Raw genomic sequence first — 13,977 nt, forward strand, 5'->3', positions numbered from 1 at the left:
CGGTACGACCACCTGCATACTCGTTCTTAACTTGATAAATTATACAGACTTGTTATCACGGCATATTGCAACAAGGTCTATTCCTTCTTAAATATAAGCTAGGTCTTGTTCCTTATTAATTACGAATTAATTCTTACTCATTATTAGTAGGTGTTCTGTTGGTGTTCTTTCGTCAACTAGCCCTGTTGCTGGGTTTCTCTCAACCTTGAACAGTCTCCTTGAGACTATCTTATCCACTAGGGTTACCTCGTGCTTCCAGCCAAGGCTCTCCAGGTGTTCCCTGAGTATTTCGTCTATTGGTACCCTGATGTTCCTAATCTTTGTTGGCCCTACGAATATCGCCATGACCCTCCCAACCCTCTCGTGGTTGTTGTTTAGGAAGTGGGCCAGCGACTTGAAGTATGCGTCGTAGATTTCAAGGAGCTTCTCATGGTCGAGCTTCCTAACCTCCTCCCTAATCCTCGCATAGGTTTCACTATTAACCTTAACGTTGGGTGGGTTGTTATATGGTATTTCATGCTTGGACAACTCGGTTAATTTGTTGCCATAGCCGAGCCAAGCCAGTTCAAGCTTAAAGGACCTAATGTACTCCTGGGCCTGTAGGTACGGTGGCGAAGTTATTAATACATCAACATCCCTATCAAGCCTCATGTTCAGTGAGTCAACCCCAGCCCTAACAATTAACTCAACCCTCTTGGGACCCCTGTACTGATAATCCCTAATCTTATCATAGGTCTCCCTGGCATACTGCCAGTAAAGCTCCCTTAACTTGCTCCTCCAGTCGCTTGACAACAATTCCTTAACCCTAGCCTCAGCCTCCCTTGATTTATACAGTTTAGCAATCTCCAAGTCAGCATAGCTGAAGTACCTAGTTACCTTAAGCAACGGTATTGCCACCACGGGCTTCAAATCGCTCGGCACTGCGTAGTGCCAGAAACCCCAGGCGCGACTCAGGACTTCGTAGAACTCCCTCGGGTGCCAATAATTGATGTTGCTCCACAGGGGCCTGTAGGGCCTGCTGAACCCCCAATCGATGTCGAAGTCACTGAGCCTCAACTCGCCCATGTACGTTGACGCCTTAACGAGGACCTCCATGATTGGGTTCAAGTCCCAAAGAACCGCGTTTCTGCCGGTGAGTGATGCCTCAATAGCCACAGTGCCATAACCAGCGAATGGGTCGAAGACCCAATCACCAGGATTAGTATACTTATTAATCACGTACCTAACGACATGCGGAATAAACTTGGCAGGGTACATGTAAAGTGCGTGGGTGGCGTAGGTGGTCGATGGAACATCCCTAACCAACTCCCTAAACAAAACCTCAACCTTACCTTGCATTTCTATGGATACTACCGACTCAGACTTTATAATTAACTAACTAAACGTATGCGCATAGTATTTCTTGCGTAGCCACAAGTCATTAAGTAGCTCATTATTCCATACTCAGGATGATTACAGGCACTACCTACTGCATTGCATCAATTCATTTTAGGCGAACTAATCTGGCTTCATCATTGAAAAAAAGCTTCAGGAATGCGAGCCTATACTCGTCATTAACCGGTATGGCAACTAGGTAGCCGGTATAGAGACCATACAGCACTAGGGAACCCCTTGGTGCAAGGAGTACGGCGGGTATCGCGAGTAAGTCCTCCTCGCCATCAACTTGTATGAGCACGTGAACACCACTAGCAGCATACCTCATTGCATCTTTCACGGTATTAATTACATCAACACCCAGCGTTGCTGGCCTATTAACCATATTAATGACTCTGTCAAAACCAGTAACCTCAACATTGCCCATGTCAATTGTCCTCCTAGTCTTCAAATCCATAAAAGCCAGGTTAGGAATCCTCCAATACTTCATTGTGTTCATTGTGACCACATCACCAACTGTTATAAGGAAGGAATTCTCATACTCGCTCCTTACCCTAATAATCGACTCGGGTGCCTCCCTACCAATTGCTATACCAAGTGGCCAAGCCATCATGGACCTAGCCCACTTACTGGCGAGTATATACACAGCAATGGCTTATTAACAAGTCATTAATAAGGAATATCGCGTGCTTGCATACATTGATTACCCCGAGTGGCGACGTTTAATCGAGGATTACACGGCACTGGACGATTTACTGATGAAAAACATGAAACAAGCCCTTTCGCTCATCGTGATGGTTGGTGGTGGTTATAATGAGTCAATTAACAGTACGTTTTTAAGGGCTTGGAATGGCTTAACGGGTAATGAGGCTTTATCGAGGATGTTCATGCACTAGCCGTCCAGTATAGGAGGGGGTTGATTAGGGAGGTGGATCTGGCGGGGGCGTTAATTGATTTGCTTAGTAGGAGGAGTTTTTCCCTAGTCGACCTCATAATGATGAACAACTACCTCAAGCTTGTTAATGATATCAACATCTTGGACCTCGGGCTTGCCATATTTTATGAGAACCCCGAATCAATACTGGCTGGCGTTAGGGAACCCGCTGACCTAGTCCCGAATAAACTAGTTAGTAGGGAGCTCACGATCGACCTGGAGGCTAGGTGCATGGTTGTTAAGAGGTCGTTCTCTGTCCACCTATCCAGGCAGTACGAGTCCAGAATCTACGTGGTTGATTGGTCCAACCCCGGCTTAATACCATATAGTAAGTTCGCGATGTCCAGGGTTGAGGGTGTTGAGGTTTCGGACCCTGTCTTCTCGGCCATTATTAGGTTTGGTGTTAGGGCTGTGAGTAAGGCTGTTAGTAAGGACCTCATACTCACCTTACCAAAGCCCATGGATATTAAGACGGACACTGATTACTGCGTTGGTAATGTCCTTGTCTCCTTACCGCAGAGCATGGGGCTTAGCGATTACTTGTCCCTAGTTGGTAAGTTAATGGGTATGGGATATAACGTGCGTAGGTCACCGTTTACCCGCGTTGATGAGCTTATTGAGCACTGTCTATCGAGTCGTGGGCAGGAAGTGAAGTGAAAGTTTTGCTTAACTCTGTTACTCGCTATACACATGACTCTGGAAGTAATTTATTAATCGCAGAGAGAGTAATTAAGTGATGAGTAGCTTCAGAAAACTTTCATTAATGAGGGTTAAGGGTTTAGTCATTGCCGTAGCCGTAATAAACGACGAAAGGCGTATTCTAATGAACAATGAGGCGTCTAAAGTGGTTAGGGAAGTGAATAGGTTGCTCGGACTTAGAAGGTGCTCAGTATGTGGCCATTGGGTAAGGCCTGAGGATCTTGGTTACGTGGAGATCGTGGGTAATAAGGTAACTAGGATCGTGTGTCAGGACTGCTTGGGAAGATCTTACTCGGCCATCGCCGAGCTAATGAATGAGTGCCTTACTAAGTAAATAAAATTCCTTAAAAGTCCTTATTATTTATCAAGGTCAGTAAGATGCCGTTATTATCTGAGGCCTGGCTTGATAGGTATGTTGGGATGAATTACTATGTAACGGATTGTGAGGGCATTGGTGGTAGGATTAAGGAGAGACTTGAGGACTTCATAGTTGAGGAGGTGCTGATTGATGGGCAGGTCGTGCCCACCAGCGTCACTGGCAAACCATTACCTAAGATCGTTGGTAAGCCGGGGCCTTGGGTCTGGATGATTATTGAGAAGAGGGGTATCGACGCAATAACACTATCGTTGATAATAAGTAGGAAGCTTGGTGTTGGCTCTCGTGACATAAGCTTTGGTGGACTTAAGGATGCGGTGGCCATCACATCACAGGTGGTCTCTGTACGTGGGGTCTCAATTAATGAAGTACCCAGCAACTTCGGCAGAGACATCAAGGTACTTAGCGTGGTAAGTATGGATAGGGCCTTCACAACTGGCGATATTTGGGGCAATGAATTCACCATAAGGGTTAAGAACATTGACCCATCCAGGAAGGACAACATTAACTGCATGATTAATCAACTGATGGAGAGGGGTTTACCCACATACTATGGTTATCAAAGATTCGGCTTAAAGAGACCGAACTCCCACGTTATAGGTAAGCACATTATTTTTGGTGAGTTTGAGGATGCCGTCAATGAATTGCTGGCTCATACTTACCCAATGGAACCCCCAAGGATTAGGGAAGTCAGGGAACTCATCGCGAGGACTGGTGATTACTCAAAGGCACTTGAATTAATGCCCAAGAGCTATAGGTATTACCCTGAAAGGCTGTACTTAGGCAATTGGCCAGTAACCCCAGGGATTTTGTGAATGCCCTAAGGAAGTTACCCCGTGAATTATTAAACCTCTACGTTGAGTCCTACCAATCATACCTATTCAACCTAGCCCTGAGTGAGCGGATAGGCAGGGGTTTACCAATAAATAGGGCGCTGCCTGGTGATATTGTTGCACTGCTTGATGAGCATGGATTACCGACCAAGCATGTAATTCATGTAAATGAGACTATGGTTGATAAGGTCAATGAATTAGTGATAAAGGGACGCGCAATCCCCGTGGGGCACTTAGTAGGTTATAATACCAAGTTTCCACCCGGTATTCAGAGTGATATAGAGCTTAATGTGCTTAGGAGGGAGGGTGTGGATTTATTGATGTTTATGGTTAAGTCAATACCAAGATTATCAGTCAGGGGTGGTTATAGACCGTTATTTACTAAGCTCGTTATCATTGGTATTAACCTGGTTAATTACGAATTGAACATAGTCTTCAGACTACCCCGCGGTAACTACGCCACGGTATTCCTCAGGGAATTAATGAAGAGTAAACACCCTGAGATTGATTTCACGTAATCTTAGTCATATTTATGACTAAGAAATGATATTAAAGGCAAAGTAATGACGTAACCAGATGCAACCAATACTACTGGGAATACCTGGGCTTGAGTATCAGGGATTCATGGAGTGCGAGACCAACCTCCTACTGTCATTAATGAACTCAATAGAGAGGGGCGTCACGGAGAATAGAAAGCCGCAATACCCTGACAAGTCATGGTGGTCCGTACTGATGATGGAGCCGGTGAAGGAAGTGCCGAGTATAGACCCAATGCAGGCACCACTTGTTAAGTTAACCAGGGCATCACTAATAAACATACCAATCACCGACCCAACATATGGCAAATACAGCATTAAGATGAACCAGGAGGTGGATCCAACAACAGAGATAAACAATGTGATAAGCTCAGTAATGGTCGAGGCCCAAACAAAGCCCGTAATAGCATCAATCAACGCACTCGATAGATTCCTACATCTAAAGCCACAAATGAAGTGCGAAATCTATAACCAGCTCGATAGGGCATTGAGGAATTTAATCCTGAGAAACGACATAACACACATGATACTGTTCTCGCCATACGGCAATCCGCAGGGACCTGAGGAGGGCAATCACTCGGATTACGGTGTTTACATAGCCACGGTAACAAGACCTAGGCATGAGGATACCGTAAAGGTTCACGAAATAGGCTACTTATTCAACCAGGCTGTTGAGGATATAATGACGAGCCAAGGCCTTTAAACCCTTGGTCTGAATAAGGGTACCTGCATTAATTACTAAGATCAACAATTTCATGAACGAGTGATTTAACAATCACAATCAATCGATAAGGGATAAGTCACGAAAAACTTAAAACTCATGCGGCGCAGCAATTGCTCAGCCCGGTAGCTCAGCCCGGTCGGAGCGCCCTGGGGCGAAAGCCCCGTGCAAGCCTCGTAAGCGGGAGGTCCCGGGTTCGAATCCCGGCCGGGGCTCCACACTTGTTAAGGAGGTTTAGTTTTTGTTTTATTGAACCTGTGAGCTTTGGTTGGTGTTGGGTCCTCGAGGCCCCTGTGTTTGGTCCTAAGCTCAATACAGCCATCATTATTCACGTGGACGCTCATTTTAATACCAACAACCTCAATTGATGACCTGCCCAGGGACCTAACGTTCACATTAGCCAGCGCCACTAGTTCCTGGGCTTCCCAGCACCGGGCAATTAACTGAAACCCTTGACCAAAGCCTTGATCGAGAGATCACCAAGCATTTGTTTGATGAGGTCAACGGCCCTCGAGGACTTAATCACGTATGCTATTTCACACTTTCCATAATCCTCCCTGGATCCCAAGTCCTCAAGCCTCTTGATAGTTCCACCCCACATTTCAACGCACCCATGTAGAGCCTAATCATCACCTAAACTGCAAACAATAGGAATGCCATGAAATCATCATTGAATCAACCACCCCTAATGATTACCTGAGGTCACTGCGTAACTAACCCTGTCTCTTAATGTGATCATGAAGTTTATTTATGATGCCCGCGATTACATCATTAACTCATTGTGGGTCTTACCCAATAAGAGTTCCGTCGTGAATCACGCGGTTTTACCCCTCAGTATCCTCATGACCTCCCAGTTTTTCGTGGGCTTTGTTTCTATCAATAATTCCCTAACCTCATCATTACAGGCGAGTAGGCCTTTACGGTGGTTTCCTGCCCGGTCCTTATTACGTATATGGTTGTGCCGCCCTGGACGACCTTATTCACCACGGTCTCATTATTGCCAGGTATTAATAACTCATTATCGAGGCACTCAGCCCTCACTATTGCCGCGTACACGGTTTTCATGAGCTCACTATACAATCGACTTATGATAACTGCACCAATGTGGGTGCACAACCCCCTGCTCTCGCCCCAGGCACTTACCTGACAATCGCAGGTGTATCTGCCGTTCACGAACCTAACCATGTACTGAGGCAGCTTGTCGCCCATTGACGGCTCACCCCTGACAACCCACGTATCACCACCCAAGGCCCTAACGCTATTGCTCAGGAATCTTCTGAGTGACCTCCTTACCCAGGACCTTGACTTGCCTGGTACCTAATCCTTAACTCCTCGATTACTGCCCTGATAACCTGCCTATCTATTCCATACCCACTGCCTTATTTTAAGTAATTATCTAATGACCTTATCGGTTAGTTTTTACCAACCTCCTCCTAAGCACCTCCCTAACACTGCCTATTGCACTTTCAATACTTGAGGAGTCTATGTCGTAACCCTTATCCCTCCATATGCTCAATGCCCTACTTATTGACCCCTCGATGTAGTCGACCTTATCCATGAGAACCCTCAGGGTGATGCCCCTAGCCCTGCTTGCACTCATCAGTGTTTTCATGATTATGACCATTGCCGAGTCGTAGATAGCCCTCAAAGCCTTGATCACGAATTCCCTATTTAGTGGCCTCACGAAGTACGCCATGTCCCTATACTCATGGCGTGATAGGGCACTTGCTAGGTCGCCCAGCATTGACGCGTCGGGTAGTAGGTATGTGGAGTTGTCAATCCTTGGGCAAAGCATTAGCGTTGCTGTTTCCTTAATCATTGAGTATATGTGGGTCTCATAACCAGGTATATCAAAGGTCCAAAGAACAAGGTCTCCATCATCATTCGTAATCACGAAGTACTGCAAATCCCTCCTCAACTTAATGGCTAGGGTCTCATGGACATCCCTAACATCATCAACACCCTTATACCTACCCTCAAAGCTCCTCGAGGACTTACCGCGTGTGTAGCCAGTGACTATGTACATCAGGGTTAAAATAGCAGAGATTTATAAATTTTACTCTAATAAAGAATAGAAACATCAGTGAAAGTATTGGTGAAGCATCTATTTATTAGTGGTGTGTTAAAGTTTGGGCAGGCAGAGTGGAGGTAAGATTATTCTCACCTCCACTCTTCAGGTCCAAAAAATGTTCAATTACTCAACATCTTGCTCGCCCTCACTCAATTCCTTAATCTCCTCACCACCTTCCCTCTCACTCAGCTCCAGGTATATCAATGCCTCAACCTTATCCTTATTATTCAAGCCTAGGTTCTCTATTACGGTGGTTGGTAGGCTCGCACCGTACTGCGACTTGTGTATCCTCCTTATGTTTCCCTCATAGGCCATGTACCTATTATCCTTAAACAACCAAATCCTCACTGGCGCCCCATTCCTGAAGCCAAAGTACTTAACGGTGGTCGGCAGTGGTATGTAGGCATTAATCACCTTATACTCCCTATCACCAACCCTCCTACTACTCTCATAAATCCTAACCCTAGCCCTAACCCAAACAGCATTACCAAAACCAATATCAAGCACAGTCATACAGTATAGCCAGGAAGGCCGCCTTAAATCCCTGACCATCATGCAGAGGTCGAGACTTGGATATGCAGAGTGGAGGTGAGAATAATCTTACCTCCACTCTGCCTGCCCAACATGTTCAGTTCCCCAAATAGTAATGCCACGGCCATTGATCACTGAATTGGCAATTAATGTTTTTAAGGGTTGCCGTGTTAAATCGTGTTGATGACTGATGAGTGGTTGATTAGGGATGTTAGGGGTGTTTTGGAGAGGATTGATAGGGTTGGGCTTGGGTTTAGGGTTCAAAATCCCAGGTTGCTCGTTGTTATTTTTTTATGACCTGTACTGCCCAGGCTGTGCCCTACTCGAGGATGAGGCCGGTGATTACCTAGTTGAGTTGTACAGGAGTGGTAAGGCATCGCTTTACTTCGTTGATTACCCAGTGCACAGGGGTGTTGAGAAGCTCCACGCGACCTTCAGGTGTATCTATAGGAGGGACCCGATGGTCTTCCTGGAGGTCCTAAAGAGGCATTACGAGGCTTACCTGAGCGGTAAGTTGAAGGGTGAGGAGGCCGTTGCGGAGGCTGATGGCGATTGTGTAAATGAGGAGCTTCAGAGGGTTATGGAGGCTAAGTCCGTGGCGAAGGAGTTGGGTGCCCCGGGTACACCGACGATGATAGTTGGCAATTTGAATAGGAATATTGGGCAGGGAATATTTGGTTACCCAGGTATTATGAAATTGGCGAAGATAATTGAGGACTTCTACATCTATTAAAACTCACCTATGGCGGAATTTGGTCATCGGCGTGTACCTCCTCCTAACTTGCAGTAGGGCTATTAGTATTAATGTGTTGCCCAGGGCGTTTATTGCCGTGCCGATCTCCATGGCGCCAGATATCAGCGTTAACCACATTATAACCGCAATTATTGATACCAGTACACCAGCCTTACCGACGTTACTCCTAAATTGATTAACAACCATGTAGGCACCAATGTAGCTAGCCACTGATAGACCCAACACTGTACTCACGGTTACTAGGAATAACACGGCAGCCGCGGTATCGCTACCATACATATAGAGTAGGTAGGAAAATGCCAGTAATGGCACTGCAATGAATATCAGGTACCTGTAAATCGTTGATAACCTACATACACCTCTATTAACTATGCAGACTCCATTCCAACCAAACATCTCAATACCAATCCAAAGGGTTGCCACAATCAACTGAAGCGCATCATTAACTAAGTCCGTGAACCCCATAAGAAGTAATGCCTTTAGTATTACGTCAAGTACTAAACCGTATATGACGGCAGTTAAACCCTCATAAACACCCCTTATGATGTTCATCAACGTTTTAAAAATAATCGATAGTTTTAAGCAATATCATTTCAGGCTAAGTATTAGGTAATTGATCAGTTTCATTTTAATTAGTGGAACCACTAACCAGTAGGGTGGTATTATTGTTGATAACGTAAGTATTGTAAACACGATGATCAAGCCCTCGGCCAACCCACCCTTCCAACCAGTCCCTAACTCCCTGGCGAGCTCACGTAGTAGGCACCGAGATTACGGAGTTAATGACCAGGAGAACCGCTAGCCAGGTAAGGTTGCCATAAACCAGCGCCAATATTATGTATAGCTTCGACCAGAAGCCCAGGAGTGGTGGCGTTCCTATAAAGGCCAGGGATATCAACCAGGTACTCACTGCATTGTTGCCCTTTGAGAATACGGTGTTAAAGAAGCCCATTTTACCAACCGCGTTCATGAACAATTGTAGTAACAAGCCAATAAATGCAAAATCAAGGGTTGCCCCCATCTCCTGGGCGCCCATTATTGCTGCCGCGAAGGCAGCCATTACATAGCCCATGTTGGCTATTGAGGAGTAGGCGAGGACTCTCGGACTCTCCCTACTTGTTAACGCGCCTATGTTGCCTAGGAACATCGATATTGTTGCGAAGGCGCCGGCTATGTAGGTAGGTAGTACGGTGATACCCCATAGAGGCTCATTGTGGTCAGCGTTATCTTCACGGCAACAATGAATGGGGCTATCTTGGCTATTGAGGCTATTATTGCGACGGGTATTGGGTTGCCTGCCGTGAACACGTCGGCACCCACTCATGCATTGGGGCCGCGCCAACCTCTAGGGATAGGCCGAGAAGTAATAGGGAGAAGCCTATTATGTACGTTATTAATGACGGGCCTGAACTAATTATTATTGCGCCCACGAAAAAGAGTACCGTGGCTATTATCATGTTGACCACGTACTTAACACCAATCTCAATGCTAATGCTTGGGTCACCCATTAGGATCAGTAGGTACGTTGGCGCTGAGACTAGCATCAACGACAGTAGTGTTAGGGCTAGGTTGCTTGTGTATAGGGCCAATACCGTGGCTATTATCATTATTGAAATGAGCATGTAGTCAATGCCTCTTATGGATGATTTTACTCTCATTAACGTGATTAATCCAAGTATGCCAATAACCACGAGGAAAGCCACGTAGACCAGGAGATGAATATCTGGGGTCATGAGGAGAATTAGCATTGATATTAATGGCACTACCCAAGAATACCTCCTGGCACCCTCACTTAGGAGCAGAGGCGCTGTGCCAACCGTGTTTATTACTGTTGAGGCGAGGAGGATGTATATGTAGGGAATAGTCATCATGCACCACCCCAGGTACTAAATTTAGGTATTACTCTTTGTCTCGACATACTGCTCACCACCAGCCTTAATCTCCTCAACCCTTACCGACCTCCTGATTCTATCCATTGCCATTATCGCTATTATTAACGTCATGAATTCCGTGGATGATGAGAGAATAACGACAATAAGTATTCCAAAGGCAATGACAGGGCTTACAGTGAATAATGGTATTAAGGTTAGGAATATCGCATTGAACATGAGCTCAAGAGATATCAAAATCCTAATTAAGTCATTAGCCCTCAATGCGCTGTAGTAGCCAGTCATTAGTATTATGGATGCGAACCCATACAGTATGGCCGCATTCACGACCTCCATACCCCACTCACCTCCAGGTAATACATTATTAATCCAATCATTATCGCCATTAGGAGTGACGCCAATAATGCAATTAGTAATAGGCCGTCCGATGCTGTTGTGAAACCCGTTAATGACTGGCCCGTGACTGGCGTCACATTGTATTTCGTGGATACCGAGGCAACCACTATAGCGATTATGAACAGTATCATTGGCACTATCCATGACTTACCCACGCCACCCTTAATCTCGATTTTCCTGTACGTAGCAGCCAGGACTATCGTAATTGTTATTGTGGCGCCAACGAATATTAGGTATATTAATACGAAGCCATAGGCTATACCGAACAGGCCATACACCGCACCAACCAACCCAGTCGTTATGGCTAGGTATATTGCCGCGTACAGGTTGTCCTTAGTTATGATAATTCCTATTGCCGATAATACGGCGAAAACGCCAAGCGTTATTAATGCACCCTCTAAATACGTACTAATCATATCAAGGAACCCACTGCCTCGCTATTTTTAAGCATAACCAATCGATATTCTACAAGTGTTTATTGAGCAACCCCAATACGGTAATGCAAATTAAGTGATTTCGGTGAATGCCATCGTGGGTTTGATCCTACTCTACACAGGGAATGGGAAGGGAAAGACCACGGCAGCCCTAGGTCTCGTGCTTAGGGCCGTTGGTCACGGCTATAAGGTAGTGATTGCCCACTTAATGAAAACCCTGATTTACAGGGGTGAGTACGTGGGTGAGTACTTAGCCATTAAAAGATTTCTGAGTGATCACGTTGATGTTTACTCTCTAGACCCTGACCAACACCTAACGCCTAGGGATGTGTTTAGGATGGCATTGAGTAGGGCTATGGAGATTAGGCCGTTCCTACTTATCCTTGACGAGATCAATAACGCCGTATCGAGTGGGTACTTAACGACTAAGGAGGTGATTGATGGTATTAAGTCATTACCGCCTGAGGTTAATGTCGTGCTGACGGGTAGAAACGCACCCAGTGAGTTTCTTGAAATCGCTGACTTAATAACAACCATGGAGTCCAGGAAGCATTACTTCGATAGAGCATAGTCGGTATAAAAGGCCTTGAATGGTAATACTATTTAATGCCCCTTGTTTAGTTATTAGACGATGCCAACATTGAGGTTTAGAGACGATAGGCCAATGCTCGTAGGTGTTGTGCATTTACCGCCATTACCTGGCTCAATTAGGTATGGTGGGCTCGACCTAAGTACAATAATCGACTTTGCCGTTAGGAATTCCAGGACACTCGATGAGGTCGGGTTTGACGCAGTAATTCTAGAAAATTACAATGACTACCCATTCAGAGCCAGGGTTAGGGAGGCGGAGACCATAGCATCCATGGCGATAATAGCCAGGGAGGTCATTAGGTCGGTGAATATACCCGTCGGCATCAACCTACTAAGGAATTCAGGCCCCGAGCCGCGGCAATAGCAGCCGTTACCGGCGCATCCTTCATCAGGTCAAACGCTTACTGCGAGGCCATAGTGAGTGCCGAGGGGTTAATAGAGCCCGTGGCCAGGGAGGTCCTCGAGGTAATGACGAGACTCAACACTAAGATCACCGTGCTCGCAGACATATTCGTCAAGCATGCAAGCCCACTGCACAGGATGACCATCGAGGACGTGGCCAAGGACTGCGTTGAGAGGGCCCTGGCAGATGCACTGGTGGTTACAGGCCCAAGGACAGGAGAACCACCAGACCCACTACTACTTAGGCGGGTCATCAAGACCGTAAACACGAAGGTACTCGTGGGGAGCGGCATAAACCCAAACAACATAGGCGATTACAGGGAGGCCCACGGCTTCATAGTAGGCACATACCTAAAGGACGAGGAGGGACAAATAGACCCCACAAAGGCCAGAAACATGGTAAATGCAGTAAAGGCTTTGGCAAAACCATGAATAAAATGCCACAGCCCAGGGAGTAGGTATTACCTGTCGAGGCTTGGATATGCAGAGTGGAGGTGAGAATAATCTTACCTCCACTCTGCCTGCCCAACCATCAATTCCCCAATAATCATCCAGGCCCTAGACCGTCTTACAGACGATTCACGATCATGCACTTAATCTAACCTGCTAATTATAGATATCTATGGCACTTCCTGCTAACTTAATCAGGATAGGCGGAGTATTAATTTTCACCTGATTTGTCCTTAAAGCCTTGATTTGATGTACAATAGTGAGATCGCGATTAGGTTTAGTACCGTAATCAGTAGTATTGGTGCCGCGACCTCCATTCCAAGGCCCCAGGTGGACCACACGTAGTATATCGCTATCATTGATACGCTCTCAATGAGGAGTATTACTGATACCGAGAGTAATATCCTGCCAATCCTCGTAAAACCAACTCCTAGGTAATTCTTGAGTATTAACGCCACAATTATTTCTGCACAACTGCGGCACCAATGTCTATGTACCATAGGTAATGCGTCATGGCTCACCACCCTCGTCTCCTCATTAATGCCCATTAATCTCATGACATCTCTAATAAGGTCCCACCTCTTTTCAAGTCTATCGCTAATGAAGTATGGCGCTCCGTAACTCACGTCAAGCTACTCACTAATTCGTACCTCTCAAGGAGCTCCAGATGGTAAATCACGGTCCTGTAATTCACGTTCAACGCCCTAGTCAGTTGATGAGGATTCATGGGCTTCTTCTTAAGTAATAGTAGGATTTTTAATCTCATTAAACCTCCACGGGAACCGCCAAGCAACCAAATAAGTATTTTCTTTAAGTCCTTCTCATACTCAACCATTAGATAGGCAACATTACCTGCCAATGATTTATAAGTTTTAAGCATTAACGTATGTTAGGCGAATCAGTTAATAAGGCAGTTGTGCATTTGTGCTGTGGACATTAATAATGAATTGGAAACTAAATTGTAATAACACTGCAATAACTAAAAG

Annotated in this window: 23 protein-coding genes, 1 tRNA gene and 1 pseudogene; 10 read left to right on the forward strand and 15 right to left on the reverse strand. The window is 45.7% G+C overall.

Features of this window, described 5'->3' with window-relative positions; genetic code table 11:
- Positions 1 to 126: 126 nt before the first annotated feature.
- Positions 127 to 1,338, reverse strand: a complete 1,212-nt coding sequence (locus tag JCM16159_RS07075) for a DNA methyltransferase (protein ID WP_054857379.1) — start codon at positions 1,336 to 1,338, stop codon at positions 127 to 129.
- Positions 1,339 to 1,483: 145 nt separating this feature from the next.
- Entirely contained in the window at positions 1,484 to 2,020 is a 537-nt protein-coding gene (locus JCM16159_RS07080; protein ID WP_054857380.1) for a GTP-dependent dephospho-CoA kinase family protein, read from the reverse strand.
- Between the two features lie 40 nt (positions 2,021 to 2,060).
- On the opposite strand from JCM16159_RS07080, the gene JCM16159_RS15800 reads away from it, so the two are divergent.
- The 6 genes and pseudogenes from JCM16159_RS15800 to JCM16159_RS15805 all read left to right on the forward strand — a co-directional run bounded on the left by JCM16159_RS15800 (position 2,061) and on the right by JCM16159_RS15805 (position 5,691).
- Positions 2,061 to 2,270 (forward strand): hypothetical protein, encoded by a 210-nt coding sequence (locus tag JCM16159_RS15800; RefSeq protein WP_243666238.1) that lies wholly within the window; start codon positions 2,061 to 2,063, stop codon positions 2,268 to 2,270.
- Positions 2,271 to 2,302: 32 nt separating this feature from the next.
- Positions 2,303 to 2,965: a hypothetical protein gene (locus JCM16159_RS07085; protein WP_243666239.1), complete on the forward strand. Its 663-nt coding sequence runs from the start codon at positions 2,303 to 2,305 to the stop codon at positions 2,963 to 2,965.
- A 79-nt stretch (positions 2,966 to 3,044) separates the two neighbouring features.
- Positions 3,045 to 3,341: a hypothetical protein gene (locus JCM16159_RS07090; protein ID WP_054857381.1), complete on the forward strand. Its 297-nt coding sequence runs from the start codon at positions 3,045 to 3,047 to the stop codon at positions 3,339 to 3,341.
- Positions 3,342 to 3,427: 86 nt separating this feature from the next.
- A pseudogene (gene truD, locus JCM16159_RS07095) lies at positions 3,428 to 4,734 on the forward strand (tRNA pseudouridine(13) synthase TruD).
- Between the two features lie 58 nt (positions 4,735 to 4,792).
- Entirely contained in the window at positions 4,793 to 5,455 is a 663-nt protein-coding gene (locus JCM16159_RS07100; RefSeq protein WP_054857382.1) for a hypothetical protein, read from the forward strand.
- A gap of 138 nt (positions 5,456 to 5,593) precedes the next feature.
- A tRNA-Thr gene (locus tag JCM16159_RS15805) sits at positions 5,594 to 5,691 on the forward strand.
- A gap of 6 nt (positions 5,692 to 5,697) precedes the next feature.
- Here JCM16159_RS15805 and JCM16159_RS07105 read toward each other — a convergent pair.
- The 5 genes from JCM16159_RS07105 to JCM16159_RS07120 all read right to left on the reverse strand — a co-directional run bounded on the left by JCM16159_RS07105 (position 5,698) and on the right by JCM16159_RS07120 (position 8,099).
- Positions 5,698 to 5,883, reverse strand: coding sequence for a hypothetical protein (locus tag JCM16159_RS07105; RefSeq protein WP_054857383.1), 186 nt, complete (start codon positions 5,881 to 5,883; stop codon positions 5,698 to 5,700).
- 29 nt (positions 5,884 to 5,912) lie between these two features.
- Positions 5,913 to 6,074: a hypothetical protein gene (locus JCM16159_RS15810; protein WP_243666240.1), complete on the reverse strand. Its 162-nt coding sequence runs from the start codon at positions 6,072 to 6,074 to the stop codon at positions 5,913 to 5,915.
- Between the two features lie 275 nt (positions 6,075 to 6,349).
- Positions 6,350 to 6,721, reverse strand: coding sequence for a hypothetical protein (locus tag JCM16159_RS07110; protein ID WP_054857384.1), 372 nt, complete (start codon positions 6,719 to 6,721; stop codon positions 6,350 to 6,352).
- Between the two features lie 157 nt (positions 6,722 to 6,878).
- Positions 6,879 to 7,499 (reverse strand): hypothetical protein, encoded by a 621-nt coding sequence (locus JCM16159_RS07115; protein ID WP_054857385.1) that lies wholly within the window; start codon positions 7,497 to 7,499, stop codon positions 6,879 to 6,881.
- 168 nt (positions 7,500 to 7,667) lie between these two features.
- Positions 7,668 to 8,099: a hypothetical protein gene (locus JCM16159_RS07120; protein WP_243666241.1), complete on the reverse strand. Its 432-nt coding sequence runs from the start codon at positions 8,097 to 8,099 to the stop codon at positions 7,668 to 7,670.
- A 256-nt stretch (positions 8,100 to 8,355) separates the two neighbouring features.
- Here JCM16159_RS07120 and JCM16159_RS07125 point away from each other — a divergent pair, with 256 nt between their 5' ends.
- The gene (locus JCM16159_RS07125; RefSeq protein ID WP_243666242.1) at positions 8,356 to 8,808 is read left to right on the forward strand and encodes a thioredoxin domain-containing protein; all 453 of its coding nucleotides are present in this window, start codon (positions 8,356 to 8,358) and stop codon (positions 8,806 to 8,808) included.
- Between the two features lie 3 nt (positions 8,809 to 8,811).
- Here JCM16159_RS07125 and JCM16159_RS07130 read toward each other — a convergent pair whose 3' ends face one another.
- From JCM16159_RS07130 to JCM16159_RS07145, 6 genes are all read right to left on the reverse strand, one after another.
- Complete coding sequence (locus JCM16159_RS07130; RefSeq protein ID WP_054857387.1) at positions 8,812 to 9,381, reverse strand: hypothetical protein; 570 nt, start codon at positions 9,379 to 9,381, stop codon at positions 8,812 to 8,814.
- A gap of 199 nt (positions 9,382 to 9,580) precedes the next feature.
- Positions 9,581 to 9,976: a proton-conducting transporter membrane subunit gene (locus tag JCM16159_RS15815; RefSeq protein ID WP_243666243.1), complete on the reverse strand. Its 396-nt coding sequence runs from the start codon at positions 9,974 to 9,976 to the stop codon at positions 9,581 to 9,583.
- A 23-nt stretch (positions 9,977 to 9,999) separates the two neighbouring features.
- Positions 10,000 to 10,137, reverse strand: a complete 138-nt coding sequence (locus JCM16159_RS15820) for a hypothetical protein (protein WP_243666244.1) — start codon at positions 10,135 to 10,137, stop codon at positions 10,000 to 10,002.
- Complete coding sequence (locus JCM16159_RS15825) at positions 10,101 to 10,700, reverse strand: hypothetical protein (protein ID WP_243666245.1); 600 nt, start codon at positions 10,698 to 10,700, stop codon at positions 10,101 to 10,103. Before JCM16159_RS15825 ends, JCM16159_RS15820 begins: the two co-directional genes overlap by 37 nt.
- 21 nt (positions 10,701 to 10,721) lie before the next feature.
- On the reverse strand, positions 10,722 to 11,054 hold the full coding sequence (locus JCM16159_RS07140; RefSeq protein WP_054857388.1) for an NADH-quinone oxidoreductase subunit K: 333 nt from the start codon (positions 11,052 to 11,054) through the stop codon (positions 10,722 to 10,724).
- On the reverse strand, positions 11,042 to 11,530 hold the full coding sequence (locus tag JCM16159_RS07145) for a hypothetical protein (RefSeq protein WP_054857389.1): 489 nt from the start codon (positions 11,528 to 11,530) through the stop codon (positions 11,042 to 11,044). Before JCM16159_RS07145 ends, JCM16159_RS07140 begins: the two co-directional genes overlap by 13 nt.
- A gap of 94 nt (positions 11,531 to 11,624) precedes the next feature.
- Here JCM16159_RS07145 and JCM16159_RS07150 point away from each other — a divergent pair, with 94 nt between their 5' ends.
- The 3 genes from JCM16159_RS07150 to JCM16159_RS18965 are packed head-to-tail and all read left to right on the forward strand — an operon-like array spanning position 11,625 to position 12,973.
- Positions 11,625 to 12,119 (forward strand): cob(I)yrinic acid a,c-diamide adenosyltransferase, encoded by a 495-nt coding sequence (locus JCM16159_RS07150; protein ID WP_243666246.1) that lies wholly within the window; start codon positions 11,625 to 11,627, stop codon positions 12,117 to 12,119.
- A gap of 60 nt (positions 12,120 to 12,179) precedes the next feature.
- A complete protein-coding gene (locus JCM16159_RS18960; RefSeq protein ID WP_367834371.1) occupies positions 12,180 to 12,503 on the forward strand; it encodes a BtpA/SgcQ family protein in 324 nt (107 codons plus the stop codon).
- A 23-nt stretch (positions 12,504 to 12,526) separates the two neighbouring features.
- Positions 12,527 to 12,973 carry a BtpA/SgcQ family protein gene (locus tag JCM16159_RS18965; RefSeq protein WP_367834383.1) on the forward strand — a complete coding sequence of 149 codons (447 nt, stop codon included), beginning with the start codon at positions 12,527 to 12,529 and terminating at the stop codon, positions 12,971 to 12,973.
- A gap of 251 nt (positions 12,974 to 13,224) precedes the next feature.
- On the opposite strand, the gene JCM16159_RS07160 is transcribed toward JCM16159_RS18965, so the two are convergent.
- Together JCM16159_RS07160 and JCM16159_RS15830 are read right to left on the reverse strand one after the other, a co-directional pair.
- On the reverse strand, positions 13,225 to 13,617 hold the full coding sequence (locus JCM16159_RS07160; RefSeq protein ID WP_243666247.1) for a hypothetical protein: 393 nt from the start codon (positions 13,615 to 13,617) through the stop codon (positions 13,225 to 13,227).
- Positions 13,614 to 13,826 (reverse strand): ArsR family transcriptional regulator, encoded by a 213-nt coding sequence (locus JCM16159_RS15830; protein WP_243666248.1) that lies wholly within the window; start codon positions 13,824 to 13,826, stop codon positions 13,614 to 13,616. The genes JCM16159_RS07160 and JCM16159_RS15830 overlap by 4 nt, the downstream gene beginning before the upstream one ends.
- Positions 13,827 to 13,977: the final 151 nt, after the last annotated feature.

Source organism: Vulcanisaeta sp. JCM 16159 (genome assembly GCF_001316265.1).
Lineage (GTDB): Archaea > Thermoproteota > Thermoprotei > Thermoproteales > Thermocladiaceae > Vulcanisaeta.